Annotated in this window: 17 protein-coding genes; 12 read left to right on the top strand and 5 right to left on the bottom strand. The window is 61.5% G+C overall.

Annotated features, from left to right (window positions below):
• Nucleotides 1-24 precede the first annotated feature (24 nt).
• Nucleotides 25-405, top strand: coding sequence for a 50S ribosomal protein L17 (gene rplQ / locus V7756_RS17850; RefSeq protein WP_092287490.1), 381 nt, complete (start codon nt 25-27; stop codon nt 403-405).
• Nucleotides 406-588: 183 nt separating this feature from the next.
• The gene (locus V7756_RS17845) at nt 589-2,034 is read left to right on the top strand and encodes a catalase (protein WP_335611554.1); all 1,446 of its coding nucleotides are present in this window, start codon (nt 589-591) and stop codon (nt 2,032-2,034) included.
• Between the two features lie 69 nt (nt 2,035-2,103).
• On the opposite strand, the gene uvrA is transcribed toward V7756_RS17845, so the two are convergent.
• Nucleotides 2,104-4,938, bottom strand: a complete 2,835-nt coding sequence (gene uvrA, locus V7756_RS17840; RefSeq protein ID WP_335611553.1) for an excinuclease ABC subunit UvrA — start codon at nt 4,936-4,938, stop codon at nt 2,104-2,106.
• A 180-nt stretch (nt 4,939-5,118) separates the two neighbouring features.
• Here uvrA and V7756_RS17835 point away from each other — a divergent pair, with 180 nt between their 5' ends.
• The 4 genes from V7756_RS17835 (at nt 5,119) to V7756_RS17820 (ending at nt 8,782) form a co-directional block, all read left to right on the top strand.
• A complete protein-coding gene (locus V7756_RS17835) occupies nt 5,119-6,489 on the top strand; it encodes an MFS transporter (RefSeq protein WP_335611552.1) in 1,371 nt (456 codons plus the stop codon).
• 27 nt (nt 6,490-6,516) lie between these two features.
• A complete protein-coding gene (ssb, locus tag V7756_RS17830; protein WP_335611551.1) occupies nt 6,517-7,002 on the top strand; it encodes a single-stranded DNA-binding protein in 486 nt (161 codons plus the stop codon).
• 147 nt (nt 7,003-7,149) lie between these two features.
• Nucleotides 7,150-7,827, top strand: coding sequence for a histidine phosphatase family protein (locus V7756_RS17825; protein WP_335611550.1), 678 nt, complete (start codon nt 7,150-7,152; stop codon nt 7,825-7,827).
• Nucleotides 7,828-7,903: 76 nt separating this feature from the next.
• The gene (locus V7756_RS17820) at nt 7,904-8,782 is read left to right on the top strand and encodes a sugar nucleotide-binding protein (protein WP_335611549.1); all 879 of its coding nucleotides are present in this window, start codon (nt 7,904-7,906) and stop codon (nt 8,780-8,782) included.
• Nucleotides 8,783-8,804: 22 nt separating this feature from the next.
• Here V7756_RS17820 and V7756_RS17815 read toward each other — a convergent pair whose 3' ends face one another.
• Entirely contained in the window at nt 8,805-9,470 is a 666-nt protein-coding gene (locus tag V7756_RS17815) for an OmpW/AlkL family protein (protein WP_335611548.1), read from the bottom strand.
• Nucleotides 9,471-9,665: 195 nt separating this feature from the next.
• On the opposite strand from V7756_RS17815, the gene V7756_RS17810 reads away from it, so the two are divergent.
• The 6 genes from V7756_RS17810 to V7756_RS17785 are packed head-to-tail and all read left to right on the top strand — an operon-like array spanning nt 9,666 to nt 14,468.
• Nucleotides 9,666-10,424, top strand: coding sequence for a DUF3450 domain-containing protein (locus V7756_RS17810; RefSeq protein ID WP_335611547.1), 759 nt, complete (start codon nt 9,666-9,668; stop codon nt 10,422-10,424).
• Nucleotides 10,421-11,773 (top strand): MotA/TolQ/ExbB proton channel family protein, encoded by a 1,353-nt coding sequence (locus tag V7756_RS17805; RefSeq protein ID WP_335611546.1) that lies wholly within the window; start codon nt 10,421-10,423, stop codon nt 11,771-11,773. The genes V7756_RS17810 and V7756_RS17805 overlap by 4 nt, the downstream gene beginning before the upstream one ends.
• On the top strand, nt 11,766-12,281 hold the full coding sequence (locus V7756_RS17800) for a MotA/TolQ/ExbB proton channel family protein (protein ID WP_335611545.1): 516 nt from the start codon (nt 11,766-11,768) through the stop codon (nt 12,279-12,281). The genes V7756_RS17805 and V7756_RS17800 overlap by 8 nt, the downstream gene beginning before the upstream one ends.
• 11 nt (nt 12,282-12,292) lie before the next feature.
• Nucleotides 12,293-12,706 (top strand): ExbD/TolR family protein, encoded by a 414-nt coding sequence (locus tag V7756_RS17795; protein ID WP_335611544.1) that lies wholly within the window; start codon nt 12,293-12,295, stop codon nt 12,704-12,706.
• Nucleotides 12,706-13,389: an energy transducer TonB gene (locus V7756_RS17790; RefSeq protein WP_335611543.1), complete on the top strand. Its 684-nt coding sequence runs from the start codon at nt 12,706-12,708 to the stop codon at nt 13,387-13,389. The genes V7756_RS17795 and V7756_RS17790 overlap by 1 nt, the downstream gene beginning before the upstream one ends.
• Nucleotides 13,389-14,468, top strand: coding sequence for a tetratricopeptide repeat protein (locus tag V7756_RS17785; protein WP_335611542.1), 1,080 nt, complete (start codon nt 13,389-13,391; stop codon nt 14,466-14,468). Before V7756_RS17790 ends, V7756_RS17785 begins: the two co-directional genes overlap by 1 nt.
• Before the next feature lie 361 nt (nt 14,469-14,829).
• Here V7756_RS17785 and V7756_RS17780 read toward each other — a convergent pair whose 3' ends face one another.
• Genes V7756_RS17780 through V7756_RS17770 form a run of 3 tightly spaced genes read right to left on the bottom strand, consistent with a single transcriptional unit; the run spans nt 14,830 to nt 17,350 of the window.
• Nucleotides 14,830-15,327, bottom strand: coding sequence for a DUF3299 domain-containing protein (locus V7756_RS17780; protein WP_335611555.1), 498 nt, complete (start codon nt 15,325-15,327; stop codon nt 14,830-14,832).
• A 50-nt stretch (nt 15,328-15,377) separates the two neighbouring features.
• Nucleotides 15,378-16,640, bottom strand: a complete 1,263-nt coding sequence (locus V7756_RS17775; RefSeq protein WP_335611541.1) for an ABC transporter permease — start codon at nt 16,638-16,640, stop codon at nt 15,378-15,380.
• Complete coding sequence (locus V7756_RS17770) at nt 16,640-17,350, bottom strand: ATP-binding cassette domain-containing protein (protein ID WP_335611540.1); 711 nt, start codon at nt 17,348-17,350, stop codon at nt 16,640-16,642. The genes V7756_RS17775 and V7756_RS17770 overlap by 1 nt, the downstream gene beginning before the upstream one ends.
• Nucleotides 17,351-17,382 lie beyond the last annotated feature (32 nt).

Genomic DNA, 17,382 nt, shown 5'->3' with positions numbered 1-17,382 from the left:
GTCTCGACACCGAGGAATTGAGAGATGCGTCATCGTAAAAGTGGTCGTCACCTGAGTCGGACCAGCGCACACCGCAAGGCCATGTTCCAGAACATGGCTGTGTCGCTGTTCGAAAATGAACTGATCAAAACTACTCTGCCGAAAGCCAAGGAACTGCGCCGCGTTGCCGAGCCGCTGATTACCCTGGCCAAGGAAGATACCGTTGCCAACCGTCGTCTGGCTTTCGACCGCACCCGCAGCAAGGAAGCGGTCGGCAAGCTCTTCAACGATCTGGGCAAGCGTTATGCAACCCGTCCGGGCGGCTATGTGCGTATCCTCAAGTGCGGTTTCCGCGCTGGCGATGCAGCCCCTATGGCGTACGTTGAGCTGGTTGATCGTCCTGAGCTGGCAACAGCGGACGAGTAAGCAGTAAGCAATTCAGAGAAGCCGGCCCAGTGCCGGCTTTTTTGTGTCTGCAGGATAGGCACGGGATTAAAGTTTTTTACTATCGACCTGCTTGCTTTAATAAATTAGCTCTTGCATCTCGCCCCAGCAATACTTGCTCCAGCCGGCGCTGCCGGCAGCCAATAGCCTTGCAGGAGCAATCGAATGTCAGACCCCAGAAACATGACCACCAGTGCCGGTAGCCCCATCGCCGACAACCAGAACTCACTCAGTGCGGGGGAGCGAGGCCCACTATTGATGCAGGACTACCAGCTGATCGAGAAGCTGGCCCATCAGAACCGCGAACGTATTCCTGAACGCGTGGTGCACGCCAAAGGCTGGGGTGCCTTCGGTGTCCTGACTATTACTCAGGACATCAGTGCCTACACCAAGGCCCGCCTGTTCGGCGAAGTAGGCAAGCGAACCGAGGTGCTGGCACGCTTCTCTACTGTGGCAGGGGAGCTCGGCGCAGCGGATGCAGAGCGTGATGTGCGCGGCTTCGCGCTCAAGTTTTATACCGAGGAAGGTAACTGGGATTTGGTCGGCAACAACACGCCGGTATTTTTTGTGCGGGATCCTCTGAAGTTTCCCGACTTCATCCATACTCAGAAGCGCCACCCCAGGACCAACCTGCGCTCCAACACCGCTGCTTGGGATTTCTGGTCGCTGTCGCCGGAAAGTTTGCATCAGGTAACCATGCTGATGTCGGACCGCGGCCTGCCAACGGATGTGCGGCATATCAACGGATATGGTTCGCATACCTATAGTTTTATCAATGCCGAGAATCAGCGCGTATGGGTCAAGTTCCACTTCAAGACCCAGCAGGGACACAAGCACTGGACCAATGCCGAAGCCGCGCAGGTTGTGGGGCAGACTCGCGAAAGCACGCAGGAAGATCTCTATGGCAGTATCGAGCGTGGTGACTATCCGCGCTGGCGGATGTGCGTGCAGATCATGACCGAGGCGCAGGCCGAGCAGGTGGCTTATAACCCCTTTGATCTGACCAAGGTTTGGCCGCACGCGGACTTTCCGCTGATCGAGGTCGGTATTCTGGAGCTCAACCGTAATCCGGAAAACTATTTTGCCGAAATCGAGCAGGCGGCGTTCTCGCCCTCGAATATCATTCCCGGCATTGGTTTTTCTCCGGACCGGATGCTGCAGGCGCGGGTATTTTCCTATGCTGATGCCCATCGCTACCGCATAGGTACGCATTACGAAGCTCTGCCGGTGAATGCGCCCAAGTGCCCGGTACGGCATTATCACAAGGACGGGGCAATGCGCTTCACGCCGAATATGCCGAGTGCCGATGCCTACTACGAGCCCAACTCTTTTGGCGGGCCGACGCAGAACCCGGAGTACGCCGAGCCGCCCTTGCCGCTCAGTGGCGCCGCGGACCGCTATAACCACCGCATCGGCAATGATGACTACAGTCAGCCGCGCGCCCTGTTTGAATTTTTCGATCAGGGTCAGAAGCAACGGTTGTTCGCTAACATCGCCGCCGCAATGCAAGGCGTGCCCGAGTTCATAATCGAGCGCCAGCTGGGTCATTTCGACAAGGTGCATCCGGATTATGCGCGCGGGGTCCGGGAAGCGCTGGCTGCCGCCAAATAGAAGCTTGCGTAAAATAGCAAAAGGCCCCGCACATGCGGGGCCTTTTGCTGTCACCGCGGGTGCGAAAGATCAGTCGCGATCGCGCTCCAGCAGCGGGCCAAGGAAGCGTCCGGTGTGCGATACCGCCATGCCAGCTACCTGCTCCGGTGTGCCAGTGGCGATAATCTGGCCACCCTTGGAGCCGCCTTCCGGGCCCAGGTCCACCAACCAGTCGGCGGTCTTGATCACATCCAGGTTGTGTTCGATGACCACAACCGTATTGCCGTGATCACGCAGCCGATGCAGTACATCCAGCAATTGCTGAATATCGGCAAAGTGCAGGCCGGTCGTGGGCTCATCGAGAATGTACAGGGTCTTGCCTGTATCGCGCTTGGATAGCTCGCGGGCCAGCTTGACGCGCTGCGCCTCGCCGCCGGAAAGGGTGGTGGCCGACTGCCCCAGGCGAATGTAGGTCAGGCCCACATCGATCAGCGTCTGCAGCTTGCGCGCCAGCGCCGGCACCGCCTCGAAGAACTCGCGTGCTTCCTCGATGGTCATTTCCAGGACTTCGTGAATGTTCTTGCCTTTGTATTTGATCTCAAGGGTTTCGCGGTTGTAGCGCTTGCTCTTGCAGACGTCGCAGGGCACGTAAATGTCGGGCAGGAAATGCATCTCCACCTTGATCAGACCGTCGCCCTGACAGGCTTCGCAGCGTCCGCCCTTGACGTTAAAGGAAAAGCGCCCGGCCTTGTAGCCGCGCGAACGCGCCTCCTGGGTGCCGGCGAACAGCTCGCGAATCGGTGTGAACAGGCCCGTGTAGGTCGCCGGGTTGGAGCGGGGTGTGCGACCGATGGGGCTCTGATCGATATCCACCACCTTGTCCAGGTGCTGCAGGCCGTCAAAGCTGTCATGCGGCGCAGCATCAAGGGTAGTGGCGCCGTTCAGTGCGGTTGCCGTCAGCGGGTAGAGGGTATTATTGATCAGTGTTGACTTGCCCGAGCCGGACACCCCGGTCACGCAGGTCAGCAGTCCGACGGGGATTTCCAGGTCGACTTTCTGCAGGTTGTTGCCGCAAGCGCCCTTGAGCTTGAGCCATTGATCCTTGCGCAGCGGCGTGCGCTTGGCCGGCACCGGAATCTTCACCCGGCCGGAGAGGTATTTGCCGGTCAGCGAGTCGGGATTGTTCATCACCTCCTCTGGGGTGCCCTTGGCGACGATCTGGCCGCCGTGCACGCCCGCGCCGGGGCCTATATCCACTACGTAGTCGGCCAGGCGAATAGCGTCCTCATCGTGCTCGACCACAATCACGGTGTTGCCCAGTTCGCGCAGATGAATCAGGGTTTGCAACAGGCGCTCGTTGTCGCGTTGATGCAGACCGATGGAGGGTTCGTCAAGGATGTACATGACGCCCACCAGGCCAGCGCCAATCTGGCTCGCCAGACGGATGCGCTGCGCCTCGCCGCCGGAGAGGGTGTCGGCGCTGCGGTCCAGGGTCAGGTAGTCCAGGCCCACGTTGACCAGAAACATCAGGCGTGCCCGAATCTCCTTGAGGATCTTCTCGGCAATCTCGCCGCGGTTGCCCTGCAGTGTCAATTGGCTGAAGTATTCGGCGGCGGCGCCCACCGGCATGGTGGTAACGCCTGGCAGGTTGCGGTCGTCGATGAACACGTGGCGCGCTTCGCGGCGCAGACGTGTGCCATGGCAATCGGGGCAGGGCTGGGTGCTGAGATACTTGGCCAGCTCTTCGCGCACGCTCTGCGATTCGGTTTCGCGGTAACGCCGCTCCAGGTTAGGCAGAATGCCTTCAAAGGGGTGCTCGCGCCGCACCACGTCGCCGCGGTCATTGAGATAGCGGAATGGCACCTTGTCAGTGCCGGTGCCGCTCAGTACCAGCTTGCGGTGCTGCTCCTGAAGATCGTCAAAGGCCAGATCCAGATTGATACCGTAATGCTCGGCCAGCGAGCTGAGCATCTGGAAATAATACACGTTGCGTCTGTCCCAGCCGCGTATGGCACCTTCGGCCAGGGTCAGTTCGCCATTCACCAGACGCTTGCGATCAAAGAACTGCTTGACCCCCAAACCATCACAGCCGGGGCAGGCGCCGGCCGGATTGTTGAAGGAGAACAGCCGTGGTTCCAGCTCGCTGATCGAATGGCCACACTCAGGGCAGGCAAAGCGGGCGCTGAAGGTGACTTCTTCGCCGTCTTCGCCTTCCATGGGCGCAACAATGGCAATGCCGTCAGCCAGGCCGATGGCGGTTTCGAAAGACTCTGCCAGGCGCTGCTGCAGGTCTTCGCGAACCTTGAAGCGGTCAACCACGACCTCGATGCTGTGCTTGCGCTTCTTGTCCAGCGCGGGGGCTTCGTCCAGCTCGTAGATGCGGCCGTCAATGCGTGCACGGACAAAACCCTGCGCGCGCAGCTCGTCGATCAGTGCAAGATGCTCGCCCTTGCGTTCACGCATGACCGGAGCCAGCAGCATCAGCTTGCTACCCTCGGGCATGGCCAACACCTGATCGACCATTTGGCTGATGGTCTGCGCCGCCAACGGCAGGTTGTGATCCGGACACATGGGGATGCCCACCCGGGCAAACAGCAGGCGCAGGTAGTCGTAGATTTCAGTGATGGTGCCGACGGTCGAGCGCGGGTTGTGCGAGGTGGATTTCTGTTCGATCGAGATTGCCGGTGACAGACCTTCAATGTGGTCTACATCGGGCTTTTCCATCATCGAAAGAAACTGCCGGGCATAGGCCGACAATGACTCCACATAGCGGCGTTGACCTTCGGCATATAACGTATCGAACGCCAGCGAAGATTTGCCGGAGCCGGACAAACCGGTAATCACGATCAGTTTGTCGCGCGGCAGATCGAGGTCGATGTTCTTCAGGTTGTGGGTGCGAGCCCCACGTATCAGGATGGTATCCACAGCCCATTTACCCTCAGCCAGCAAAGCGGATAATTATACGTGCTCAGGGGGTACACGAGCAAAGATAGCCGCGTTTTTCCGCCTGCGGCTGCAGTGAATCAGGGTGTGTCATATCGTCGCCTGCAAATTCGATGCACGGCGGGGATGGCGTGGTAAAATCGCGGTTTTTTTGGAGCAGTCATGCATCAGGCCGATTCCATGAGCCCCTTGGAGCGTCGCGCAGCCATATCGCTTGCGCTGGTGTTTGCGTTTCGCATGCTGGGCCTGTTCATGGTGCTGCCGGTCCTGGCCACGTACGGCCAGGACCTGGCCGGGGCAACGCCGGTTCTGATCGGGCTGGCGATCGGGTGTTACGGGTTGACCCAGGCCTGCCTGCAGATTCCCTTCGGCATGCTCTCAGACCGCATCGGCCGCAAGCCGGTGATTCTGTTCGGCCTGCTGCTGTTTGCGCTGGGTGGCCTGGTTGCTGCCCAGGCCGACAGCATCGGCCAGGTGATCGCCGGGCGTGTTCTGCAGGGCGCTGGCGCGATTGCCGCCGCAGTGATGGCGCTGGTGGCCGACCTGACGCTGGAGCACAATCGCACCAAAGCCATGGCCATGATTGGCATGAGCATCGGCAGCGCCTTTGCGGTAGCGATGGTCGCGGGTCCTGTGGTCGCCAACCTGGCCGGGTTGCACGGTGTGTTTCTCTCCACCAGCGCTCTGGCAGTGGTCGGTATGCTGCTGGTTGTCTTCTGCGTGCCGACACCACAGACGCCATTGCGCCACCGCGAGGCTGGCGTGGTCAAGGCCGCTTTCTGGCCAGCGCTGCGCAACCCCGACCTGCTGCGTCTCAATTATGGCATTGCCGCGCTGCATGCCATCCTGATGGCCACCTTCATCGCGGTGCCGCTGGCGCTGCAACAGCACGCCGGTCTCCCCAGAGAGGAGCATTGGTGGGTCTACCTTGCTGCGCTGCTGATATCCTTCTTCGGCATGGTGCCTTTCATCATTTATGCCGAAAAGCAGCGGCAGATGAAGCGCGTGGTGCTCGGGGCGATTGCCCTTTTGCTGCTGGTACAGCCGATGTTCTGGCTGAGCATGGACTCGTTGCCCTGGCTGGTAGCCAGCGTCGTGCTGTTCTTTATCGGATTCAATCTGCTGGAGGCGACATTGCCGTCGCTGCTGAGCAAGATTGCACCCGCCGGCGGCAAGGGCACGGCCATGGGGGTTTACTCCACCAGCCAGTTTGCCGGTGCGGCGCTGGGCGGCGTGCTCGGCGGTTGGATGTTTGGCTACTTCGGCTTGGCAGGCGTGTTCGGCTGTTGCGGACTCTTGGCGCTGTCGTGGTGGTTGATTGGTGTTACCATGAATGAACCGCCTTATGTGACCAGTTATCGCTTGGCGTTGTCCCCTGCGCAAACGCAGGATACGACGCTCGCCGCCAGTCTGCTGGCCGTGCCGGGGGTGGCAGAAGCAATCATCGTGGCGGAAGAAGCCGCGGCATATTTGAAAGTGGATACCAAAGAACTGGATCGTGAGGCGCTGGACCGGGTTGTTGCACCCGTTTGATCACCCCAGACACAGAGGAGAATAGGAATGGCCAGAGGCGTCAATAAAGTAATCTTGATCGGCAATGTCGGTGGTGATCCAGAGGTGCGTTACATGCCCAACGGCAATGCGGTAGCCAATGTCACCCTGGCTACCACGGACAGCTGGAAAGACAAGCAGAGCGGTCAGCAGCAGGAGCGCACCGAATGGCACCGTGTGGTGTTCTTTGGCCGTATTGCTGAAGTGGTCGGCGAATACGCACGCAAGGGTTCCAAGCTCTATGTGGAAGGCCGCCTGCAGACCCGCGAATGGGAGAAGGACGGCGTCAAGCGCTACACCACCGAGATTGTGGTCGACATCGGCGGCCAGATGCAGCTGCTCGACGGTCGTCCCTCCGGTGGCGAGCAGAACGCGGCGCCGCGTCAGCAGCAGCCTTCGCGTCCGGCGCAGCAGCAGCCAGCTGCACAGCCACAACAGGCGCCGCAGCAATCGGCTCCGGATTACGACAGCTTTGATGACGACATTCCCTTCTAGAATGTAGCTGTCGCCAGAACCCGGCATGACCTAGGATGAGTTTCCCCGGTCTGCCGGGTTTTTTTATGGCTCGTGGAAAGCGTCGTGCTTCTATCAGGTATCGGCGTGGGCGGGTTGCCTTCGAGTGCAAGCGATAAGGGTTCATCTATGTCAGAAGTGTATTTCGTCCGCCACGGCCAGGCCTCCTTCGGTTCCGACAACTATGATCTGCTGTCCGCAAAGGGGCATCAGCAAGCGCGTCTGCTGGGCGAATATTTTCGCGCGCAGGGCATGCAATTTGATCACATCATCACCGGCGACATGGTGCGTCACAGCGAAACGGCGCAGGGCATCTGTGAAGGGTTGGGCATCGGCGAGCCCGCTTTCGAGGTATTGCCGGAGCTCAACGAATTTGATTTTCACTCGGTACTGCATGCCTTCCTCGACCAGCACCCGGACCAGGCGCTGCCTGACAAGCCGGTGGTCGCAGACTACTTCAAGCGGCTGAAGCAAGGCATCGTGCTCTGGTCCGAAGATCGTCTGGAAGGCGAGCTGCCGGAAACCTGGGCAGATTTCGAGCAGCGCATAGTGCATGCCCGCGAGCACATCATGCGCAATTACAAGGGTCAGCGAGTATTGGCGGTCAGCTCCGGTGGCGCCATTGCCATGCTGGTGCGTCAGTTGCTGGAGGCGCCAAGCAAGACCATGGTCGAGCTGAACCTGCAAACGCGTAACACCGGTCTCATTCATTGTGTGTTCAATCAGCGCTCCATGCGCCTGAGCAGCTTCAACAGTGTGCCGCATCTGGACGCCCCCGAACGCCGCGAACTGATCACCTATACCTGACGGCAGGTGACGCGTAACGCCTGACACTGCACAATAGGCGACAGAGCCGGATACTGGGATAAGGGTCGAGAAAAGCATGCGCATGCGGGTTTTGCTGCTAGGGCGGGAATCACTACTGGGCCAATCACTGGTGCAACAGGCAGCGGCGGAAGACATTGAGTTTCTGCAGGTCGACGAGGCGGCGCAGTGGTTGCCGGACGCTATCGATGGCTGGCTGGATGCATTGACGCCGGACGCGGTGATCGACCTGGCGCATTATCACCAGCAGTTTCAACTGGTCTCGGTAGATGAGGCGCGCGTGGCAGCGCATCAAGCTTTTGCCGAGCGGCTGATCGATGCTTGCGCGCAGCGCGAGCTGTTGCTCTGCATGCTTTCCAACACCCGGGTTTACGACGGCGCCAAAAGCACTGCCTACACCGAGAAGGACGAGTTACGCCCCATAGGTACGCAGGGCGCGGCGCAGGCAGCGTTGGACCACCACCTGGCACAACGCTGCCCGCGACATCTGCTGCTGCGGTTCAGTTGGCTGCTCGATGGTTCCGCCGAAGGCATGCTGATGCGTCTGGTCAAGCAGCTGCAGGCCGCCCAGAAGGTCGAGTTGGCAGAGGAGTGGCGCGGTAATCCGACGCCCGTGGCGGATGCCGCGCGGGTGCTACTGGCAGTGATCAAACAGAGTGACTGCGAATCCCAGGTTTATGGCGTTTATCACTATGGCAGTGCCGAGGTAACCAGTTGGATCAGCCTCGCCATGAGCCTGGGCCAGGAGCTGCGCGGTGCGCACCGTCTGCACCAGGATCCCATTATCGAGCCGGTGGCCTACGCCAGCCAGGCGGCCGCCCGTTACGAACCGCAAAACGCCGCTCTGAACGGGCGGCGCCTGTTGCACGTGTTCGGGATCAAGCCGCGCGCCTGGCGCGCCGGCCTAAGTGGGCTGCTGACAGCGCCAGAGGCCTGAGCCTGTCAGCCGGCAAACCTGCCTAGAACTTGTAACCCAGCCCGAGCATGTAGACAAAGGGATCAATGTCGACATCGACGCTGCTGTTGACGCCGGCTACCTTGAAGCTGGCTTCGGTATCGATATCGGCATACCAGACAGACGCATTGAGCAGCAGATGCTCGGTCAACTGGTAGTCCACTCCCGCCTCCAGGGCGAGGCCCCAGGAGTCGTCCAGCTCCAGGTCGCTGAAACCGGCCTGTTTGTTCGCGCTGGTAAACTCTTCATCGAAGAAAGCGGTGTAGTTGATGCCCGCGCCCACAAAGGGTTGCACAGCCGACTTGGTGTCCAGCGGGAAATACTGCAGCGTGACTGTGGGTGGCAGGTGCTTGATGTCCGCCAGTTTGCCAACGCCATTGAGGTTGATGCTGTGCTGGAAGGGGGTGGCGGCCAGCAGGCCGATACCAAGGTGGTCGCTCAGCATGTAGGTGCCGGTCAGCCCCAGTTGTACATCGCTATCCACGCCCACGGTCAGCCCACTGTCGGCGCCGCCAATCTTGACGTTGCCGCTGTCTTCCTGCGGATCCACGGCGGCAGCGCCAAGGCGAATGATGGCGTCGCCAGCCTGGTAAGCGTTGGCAGACACTGACACGGCCAGCAGCGCTGGGGCGATCAGCAGTGAAGCGATGTGATGAATTTTGCGTGACATGTGATTTTGCTCCTCGGTGTTCGATGGGGAGACTTTACGCAGCGACGGCGCTGAAGATATTGATCTGGAGCAAGACTGGGCGGCAATCGCCTGCGTCAGGCGGCCGCAGGGAGGTTGAACTCTGTTTGTGCAAAGATGATAATGCTTCTCTTTTAAGTGGCCGCTTCAGGCCCGCACTCCCTGGGGAGAAGGTAAATGAGAGCAGTTTGGCTAACGGCGTTGCTGTGTGTACCGCTGGCGGTACAGGCGCAGTCGGTGCAGCAGGCGCAGCAGCAAAGCAGTGAATTGACTGCCGCTGCGGTCGATTCGCAGCAGCGCATCGATCAACTGGACGACGCCACGCGCAACGCCCTTGAGACCTATCGGCAGGCCAACCAGCAAATCAGCCAACTGGGCGAGTACAACAGCCGGATGCAGAAGGTGGTGGCGCAGCAGCAGGCAGAGCTCGTCAGCCTGCGTGAGCAACTGGGCAGCATTGAACATACCCAGGCCGAGATGCGTCCGCTGATTCGCCGCATGGTTGAGTCCCTGGAGCAGTTCATCGCCGTGGACCTGCCTTTTCTGCCGGAAGAGCGTCAGGACCGCTTGGCGCGGCTACAGGATCTGCTGGTCGATCCTGAAGTCAGCATTGCCGAACTCTATCGCCGAGTTCTGGAGGCGTACCAGATCGAGAGCGACTATGGCCGCACCCTGGAAGCCTGGCGTGGCGAGCTGACCCAGGGTGATGACGCGCGCGTAGTGGAATTTCTGCGCCTGGGTCGCCTGATGCTGTTCTATCAGACGCTGGACGGCCAGGAGCAGGGCTACTGGGACACCACCACGCAAGAGTGGCAGGTATTGCCCAGCGGCTACCGGCGCACCCTGGAGCAGGGCCTGGCCATTGCACGTACTGAACAGATGCCGGTGATGCTGCGCTTGCCGTTGCCTGCGGTTAGCCAGGAGATGACGCCATGAAGCGCCTTTGCATAGGTTTTATCTTGCTGGCGCTGCTGCCGGCGAGCCAGTTACAGGCGCAGGCGCCAAGCAAGCAGGATCTGCTGCGCAGTATTCGCGAAACCCGCAGTGCGGAAGAGGCGCAAATGCGTGCCCGCGAGCAGGCCTTTTTGCAGGAGCAGGGCCAGCAGCAACAGCGCATGGCGGCTGCGGTGCGCGAGCGTGATCAGTTGCAGGCGAGCGCTGACGCGCTGGACGCCCAGTTTCAGCAGCAGAGTGAAGCCTTGGCAGCGGTCAAGGCCGAGTTGAACGAGCGCAGCGGCAACCTCGGCGAACTGTTTGGCGTGGTGCGCCAGGGCGCCGGCGATACCCGCAGTCAGTGGCAGGACTCGTTGCTCAACAGCCGCTTTCCAGAACGGCTGAAAGAGCTGGATGCCCTGGCGCAAAGCCAGCGTATTCCGCAGGTCGAGCAGCTCGAGCAGTTCTGGTATCGCTTGCAGCAGGACATGACCGCCAGCGGTGAAATCAGCCGTTATGACGCGGCGGTAGTGGACCGCCACGGGCAGACACGGCAACAGGCAGTGATAGGTGTGGGCCCCTTTGTTGCGCTTAGCGAGCAGCAGTACCTTAATTATCAGCCCGATAGCCAGCAGTTGCTGCTGCTTGAACGGCAACCCCAGGGTACTTCTCTGATCGGCGACTTTGCTGCGCCCCACGAGGGCTTGGCTGATCTGTGGATCGACCCTTCGCGCGGCAACGTGCTTGACCAGTTGCAGCGCAAGCCGCAGCTGTTGGAGCGGGTCACGCAGGGCGGTATCGTTGGCTATGTGATCATTGTGTTGGGTGTGCTGGGTATCTTGCTGGCGCTGGCCCGACTGTTTTGGTTGCAGGGCGTCCAGCGCCGCGTCGATCGCCAGACGGCCGACCTTGACCATCTGCAGGACAACAACCCGTTAGGCCGCGTACTCAGCGTCATCGGCAACAATCCGCGGCTGGAAGAACTCGACACCCTCGAGCTCAAGCTGGACGAGGCCATTCTCAAGGAGACGCCAGCGCTGGAGCGCTGGCAGGGGCTGATAAAACTGCTGGCGGCCGTGGCGCCGCTGCTCGGCCTGTTGGGTACCGTGACCGGTATGATCGCCACTTTCCAGGCCATCACTCAATATGGCACCGGTGACCCCAAGCTCATGGCTGATGGTATTTCGCAGGCACTGGTGACCACGGTGCTGGGCCTGATTGCTGCCATTCCGCTGCTGTTCATGCACAGCCTGGTGGCGGCGCGCAGCAAGGCATTGATCCAGTTGCTGGAGCAGCAGAGCGCCGGTTTGATCGCCTTGCACCTGGGCGGCGGAGACAAGCCGCGTGATTGAAGCCTTCTGGCATCTGCAGGATTTCCTCGACAGCGGTGGCTGGGTGCTCTGGGGCATCCTGCTAGCCACAGTGTTGTTGTGGACGCTGATGCTGGAGCGCCTGTGGTTCCTGGCGCGGGTGTTTCCCGCTGAAGCCAAGGGCTATCAGCAAGCGTGGCTGGGCCGCGGCGAGCGCCGCAGCCTGGCCGCGCGGCACATTCGCAGCGCGTGGCTGTCGCAGGCACAGCAGCGGTTGAATCGCTACCTGCCGATGGTGCGGGTGCTGATTGCGTTGTGCCCACTGTTGGGTTTGCTGGGCACGGTCAGCGGCATGATTCAGGTATTCGACGTCATGGCTCTGAGTGGCAACGGCAATCCGCGCGCCATGGCGGCCGGCGTCTCGCGCGCCACCGTGCCGACCATGGCCGGCATGGTCATTGCCATCAGTGGCTTGTTTTGTCTGGCACGGCTGGATCAACAGTCGCGCCGGGCCTTGCAGCGGTTGTCCGACCGCCTGCGTCACGAATAGGAAGTTACGCCATGCGTATGCGCAGACACCACAGCACTGCAGATGAAGAGGCCGGCATCGACCTCACGCCGATGCTGGATATCGTATTCATCATGCTGATCTTCTTCATCGTCACCAGCTCCTTCATCAAGGAGTCGGGGATCACGGTGGAGCGCCCCTCGGCAGCCAGTGCGGCTGAGCAGCCAAAGGGCAATATCCTGATAGCGGTGAGCGCCGACGGTGAAATCTGGATCGACCGCAAGCAGGTGGATATCCGCGCCGTGCGCGCCGCAGTTGAGCGCATGCGCGTGGATCAGCCCGATAGCACCGTGGTGGTGCAGGCCGACAAGGACGCGCGCAGCGGGCTGGTGATCCGGGTCATGGATCAGGCCAAGCTGGCGGGTGTTGAAGCGGTAGCCCTGGCCGCCACGGCGGAAGGTCGCTGATGCGACTGTTGCTGAGCTTTATCGGGGCGGTGCTGGTCGCTCTGGCGCTCTTTACCCTGATGGTGCTATTGATCATGCCGCCTCAGGACGACCCGCAGGCGCCGCAGGAGCTGCTGCGTATCGGCGTAGTGCGTAGCGTCAGTGATAGTACCAATGAAGATCAGCGGCAAGAGTTGCAGCGTCCGGAACGGCCCGAGCCCCCCGAACCCGTGACCGAGCCACAAGTGGACGCACCTGCAGCGCAGCAGGTGCCCGAGCTGCAGTTGCAGATCGAGGTACCGCAGCTGCAGAACGCCCTGAGCCTGAGTGTCGCTCCTGCGCAAAGCGACCTGCGCCCGGCACCCGCTGCGCCTGCACCCGCGCCTAGTCCGGCACCTGCGCCCGCACCGCCGCCGGGCACCGCCGAAGAAGTTACTCCGCTGGTGGACGTGCCACCCAATTACCCGCGCCGCGCGCTGGCAGCCGGAATTGAGGGCGAGGTAACGCTGCGCTTTACCATCACCCCCGACGGCAAGGTGGAGAACCTGCGAGTCACCGCAGCTGAGCCGCCTGGCGTATTCGAACGCGAAGCGCGCCGCGCTGCCAGCCGCTGGCGTTTTGCGCCGCGCCGCGAGAACGGCCAGGCAGTGGAGCGCGAAGCGACTAAAACCCTGTATTTCCGTCTTACCAAGGGGAGACGTTAATGCGATTGCGCCCAGTCTTGTTGCTGCTTTTTCTGCTGGCGCCGGTGGTCCAGGCGCAACAAATTGATCCCAAGGTCTTCATGGCGCTGGAAAGTGCTCGCACGGCGCAGCAGTCGGGCGACCTGCGCGCCGCCCAGCGCGGCCTGGATGAGGCATTGAAGAGCACCAGCGCCGACTCGCTGGAACAGGCACTGGTACAACAGCGGCTGGGCTACCTGGCGATTGAGCGGGAAGAGTACGCTGCGGCCATTCGCTGGCTGAAACTGGCGCTTGCGCAGGACCAGCTTAGCGCCGAAGCGGCGCAGCAGGACCGCCGCAACCTGGCGCAGTTGCTGGTGCAACAGGGGCAATACGCGGAGGCGGTCAAACTGCTGGAAGCCGAAGAGGTCAGTGGCCTGCCCTTGGCAACCCGGCGGCTGTTGGTGCAGGCCTACCGAGAGCTCAAGCAGTACCGCAAGGCAATCCCCTTGGCAGAACAGATAGTGCGCGCCAATCCGGCTGCCGAGGATATCTGGTATCAACTGCTGGCCGGCATGAACTATGAACTGCGGCGCTACGGCGATGCGGTGGAGTGGCTGCAGGTACTGGTGCGGCGGGCGCCTGAACGCAGCGACAACTGGCGGCAGTTGGCAAGCATGCAAAGCATGGCTGGCAAGCAGGCAGAGGCTGCCGCCACCCTGCGTCTGGCGCACGAGGGTGGCGTAGGGTTGCGCGCTGGTGATCTGGATAATCTGGTCGCCCTGCATGCGCAAGCCGGGGCGCCCTGGCAAGCGGCACGCCTGCTCGATGCCCTGATCGAGCAGAAACTGCTACCGACTGACCGTGAACACCAGTTGCGGCTGGCACAGCTGTGGCAGGCGGCCCGCGACCGCGAACAGGCGCTGAGTGCCTGGCAGCAACTGGCCCGGCAAAGCGGCGATGCCCGTTACTGGCTGCAGGTAGCCTATCTGCAATATCAGCAGGACGACTGGTCCGGGATGCAGGCGACCCTGTCGCAATTTCGGCCCGGCAATGCCGAGCAGCGTCGCCAGGTGCAATCGCTGCGCAACGCCGCAGCGGCTGCCCAGGCCGGGCTCTGATCAATCCCCCTTTTCGAAAGACCTGATCCGGCTGGCGCTAAGGCGGCAGTCGGCGCAGGCCAGTTCGCTGGTATATGCGAGCTGCCCCGAGCCAGGCAAGGTCGAGCCGCGCAGAGCACGTTTTCCATCTTGACCCTGGTGATCGATTGCAAGCATTGGACGAGATGGAGCTCGCCCGTCCCAGGCAGGCAGCCGCTTGGCTGCGTTTCCCGCGCAACAGGCCTCTCCGGCGCGGGTTCTCCCTGGGATGGCCGGGTTCCATCCCCGCCGCGAAATCTGACTTGGCGCCAAGGGTGGTGCTACCCACTGGGGCGGCAGTGACGTTGCTCAGGTGAAGGCAGTACCAGCGCGTTGCTGGCGATCAGTATTCGAATATTTCGATGTGGCTGGCGCTCAGGCGGTATCCGGCGCTGGCCAGTTCGCTTTCGCTTTGCTCGACGTGCAAGGTGCCAGTGATCCAGAACGGAATATAGGCAGCGTCCAGCGCAACCCCCTCTTCGCTTTGTACCAGAACGATCTGATTGGAGGGCGGCGGCGGAACGTGGATGCAGGCACCAAAGTAGGGAACCAGCAGAAACTCGGTCACGCGATTATCGTCGCTCAGCGTCAGCGGCACTATGTAGCCCGGCAATTTCACTTCCTTCCCGTCCAGTTCGGGCACCGTGGGCGCCTGCGGCTGTTGTTGCTCGATTGCCGCTGCGCCGCTGCTCTGGCCAGTGGCGTCCTCACTGAGCACGTCGGCCAGTTGCGAGAGATCGTGCATCGGCTGCGGCATGCCGAACTGTTCGGCCGCACCGGGTGGAATCAGCGCCTCCCAGCTCAGTTCGCGGGCCGCTTGCGCACTCAGGCTGCCGAGCATGAGAACGGACAGCAGTAAGACGGATATCAGAGCGCGCACAGGTTACTTCCTCAGGTCTTGATCGACAGGCCGTCTACCAGCGCCAGGCGATAGGCACGCCAGGCGGGAACGCAGGCCAGTAACAGGCTGGCCAGCACAATGGCGGCCAGCAGTTTCAGTTCAGCCAAATTCGGCCAGCCGAAGGGCATGAACAGACCATATTGCTGCTCCAGCACCGGCTGTGCCAGCCAGAGCCCAATGTACAGCAAGCCGAGACCAAGCAGTATCCCGGCGATGGTCAATGCCATGGCTTCCAGCACCAGCAGGCTGAAAATATGCCAGGGCTTGGCGCCGACCGAGCGCAATATGGCCATCTCGCGGCGGCGCTCGTTGAGGCTGCCGAGAATGGCGCTCAGCATGCCTACCAGACCGGTCAGCACCACGCAGGCCGAGACCAGAAATAACGCCTTTTCCGCCACGCTGAGCAGGCTCCATAATTCCTGCAAGGCCACCCCCGGCATGATCGCCAGCAGGGGCTCGCCGGTGAACTGGTTGACCTGGCGCTGCACGGCAAAGGTGTCTATACGGCGGTTAAGGCCCAGCAGCATGGCGGTGATGGCGGTTGGTGTCAGGTCCAGATCCCGCGCCTGCTCGGCGCTGATATGGCCGGCACCGCGCGCCGGCATGCCCTGCTGCCAGTCCACGTGCAGAGCCTCGATGCCTTGCAGGCTGACATGGATGGTGCGATCAACCGGCGTGCCAGTCTTGTCCAGAATGCCGCTGACGCGGAAGGGTTTGTCGGCGTGTTCGACAAAACTTACCGCACCGGCGCCGTGCGCCAGTACCAGCTCGGTGCCCACCTGGTAGCCCAGCTCGCGAGCGATGTCGGCGCCAATCACCGCGTCGTAGAGATCGTCGAAGGGCTTGCCCTGGGTGAAGCTCAGGGGCTTGTCGCGACCGAAGCGAAAGTGGGTGAAGTAGCCTTGATCCGTGCCCATGACCCGAAAACCACGGTGCGAATCACCCAGCGAAATGGGGATGGCCCACTTCACCTGCGGCAGGGTGCTGATGTTGTTGTAACTGTCCCAACGAATATTGTTTGTGGCGTTGCCGATGCGGAACACCGAATACAGCAGCAACTGCACCGAGCCGGAACGCGCACCGACGATCAGATCGGTCCCGCTGATGGTGCTGGCAAAGCTGGCACGGGCCTCGCTGCGCACGCGTTCGACGGTCAGCAGCAGGGTGACGCTCAAAGCGATGGCCAAAACCGTCAGCAAGGCCGTGACGCGGCGATTTTTCAGGCTCTGCAAGGCCAGGCGCAGCAGATACATCAGCGTGTCTCCAGGCGGGTGGCACGGTTGAGGTCGGGCAGCGCCAGGCTGCGATCAAACAGCGGAGCCAGGGCGGTATCGTGGCTGACAAACAACAGGCTGCTGCCGGCCTCGCTGCATTCGGCAAACAGCAACTGCAGGAAGGCTTCGCGGCTATCGGCGTCCAGCGCCGAGGTGGGTTCGTCGGCGATCACCAGTTCCGGATTGCCAATCAGGGCACGGGCGGCGGCTACGCGTTGCTGCTGGCCGATGGATAGAGCCGTGGCGGGCCGGCGCAGCAATGCCGGGTCGCGCAAGCCCAGCCCGTTCAACAGATGGCTCGCAGCGGCTTCCAGACTGCCGTGACGCTGCTCTGCACGCTGCCTGCGGCGTGCAGAAAAACGACAGGGCAGCAGCACATTGTCCTGTACCGAGAGATAAGGCAGCAGATTGAACATCTGGAAAATATAGCCGGTATGCTCGGCGCGGAAGCGATCACGCTGCCGCGCGGACAGTGTACTGAGCGACTGTCCCAGCAAGCTGACTTGGCCCTGCTGAGGCAGATGCACCCCGCCCAGCAGGCCGAGCAGGGTGGTCTTTCCACTGCCCGACGGACCCTTCAGAAACAGCCGTTCGCCCGCCTGCAACGAAAAGTGCGCGATATCCAGCAGCACCGGCTGGCGCGGCCAGGCAAAGCGCAGGTCGTTGAATTCAAGCAGGGGACTGGTCATGGTGGTGCGGCTTCCTCGGGTGCGTTGCGGGT

This window comes from Halopseudomonas sp. (assembly GCF_036961105.1).
Taxonomy (GTDB): Bacteria; Pseudomonadota; Gammaproteobacteria; order Pseudomonadales; family Pseudomonadaceae; genus Halopseudomonas.
This window is presented reverse-complemented; position numbering and strand designations above follow the sequence as displayed.

Coding starts and splice junctions, on each gene's coding strand:
- rplQ (WP_092287490.1), top strand. CDS start 25: ATGCGTCATCGTAAAAGTGGTCGTCACCTGAGTCGGACCAGCGCACAC.
- V7756_RS17815 (WP_335611548.1), bottom strand. CDS start 9,470: ATGTCACGCAAAATTCATCACATCGCTTCACTGCTGATCGCCCCAGCG.
- V7756_RS17835 (WP_335611552.1), top strand. CDS start 5,119: ATGCATCAGGCCGATTCCATGAGCCCCTTGGAGCGTCGCGCAGCCATA.
- V7756_RS17780 (WP_335611555.1), bottom strand. CDS start 15,327: ATGCTCGGCAGCCTGAGTGCGCAAGCGGCCCGCGAACTGAGCTGGGAG.
- V7756_RS17825 (WP_335611550.1), top strand. CDS start 7,150: ATGTCAGAAGTGTATTTCGTCCGCCACGGCCAGGCCTCCTTCGGTTCC.
- V7756_RS17810 (WP_335611547.1), top strand. CDS start 9,666: ATGAGAGCAGTTTGGCTAACGGCGTTGCTGTGTGTACCGCTGGCGGTA.
- V7756_RS17770 (WP_335611540.1), bottom strand. CDS start 17,350: ATGACCAGTCCCCTGCTTGAATTCAACGACCTGCGCTTTGCCTGGCCG.
- V7756_RS17820 (WP_335611549.1), top strand. CDS start 7,904: ATGCGCATGCGGGTTTTGCTGCTAGGGCGGGAATCACTACTGGGCCAA.
- V7756_RS17795 (WP_335611544.1), top strand. CDS start 12,293: ATGCGTATGCGCAGACACCACAGCACTGCAGATGAAGAGGCCGGCATC.
- V7756_RS17790 (WP_335611543.1), top strand. CDS start 12,706: ATGCGACTGTTGCTGAGCTTTATCGGGGCGGTGCTGGTCGCTCTGGCG.
- V7756_RS17805 (WP_335611546.1), top strand. CDS start 10,421: ATGAAGCGCCTTTGCATAGGTTTTATCTTGCTGGCGCTGCTGCCGGCG.
- V7756_RS17785 (WP_335611542.1), top strand. CDS start 13,389: ATGCGATTGCGCCCAGTCTTGTTGCTGCTTTTTCTGCTGGCGCCGGTG.
- V7756_RS17775 (WP_335611541.1), bottom strand. CDS start 16,640: ATGTATCTGCTGCGCCTGGCCTTGCAGAGCCTGAAAAATCGCCGCGTC.
- V7756_RS17845 (WP_335611554.1), top strand. CDS start 589: ATGTCAGACCCCAGAAACATGACCACCAGTGCCGGTAGCCCCATCGCC.
- ssb (WP_335611551.1), top strand. CDS start 6,517: ATGGCCAGAGGCGTCAATAAAGTAATCTTGATCGGCAATGTCGGTGGT.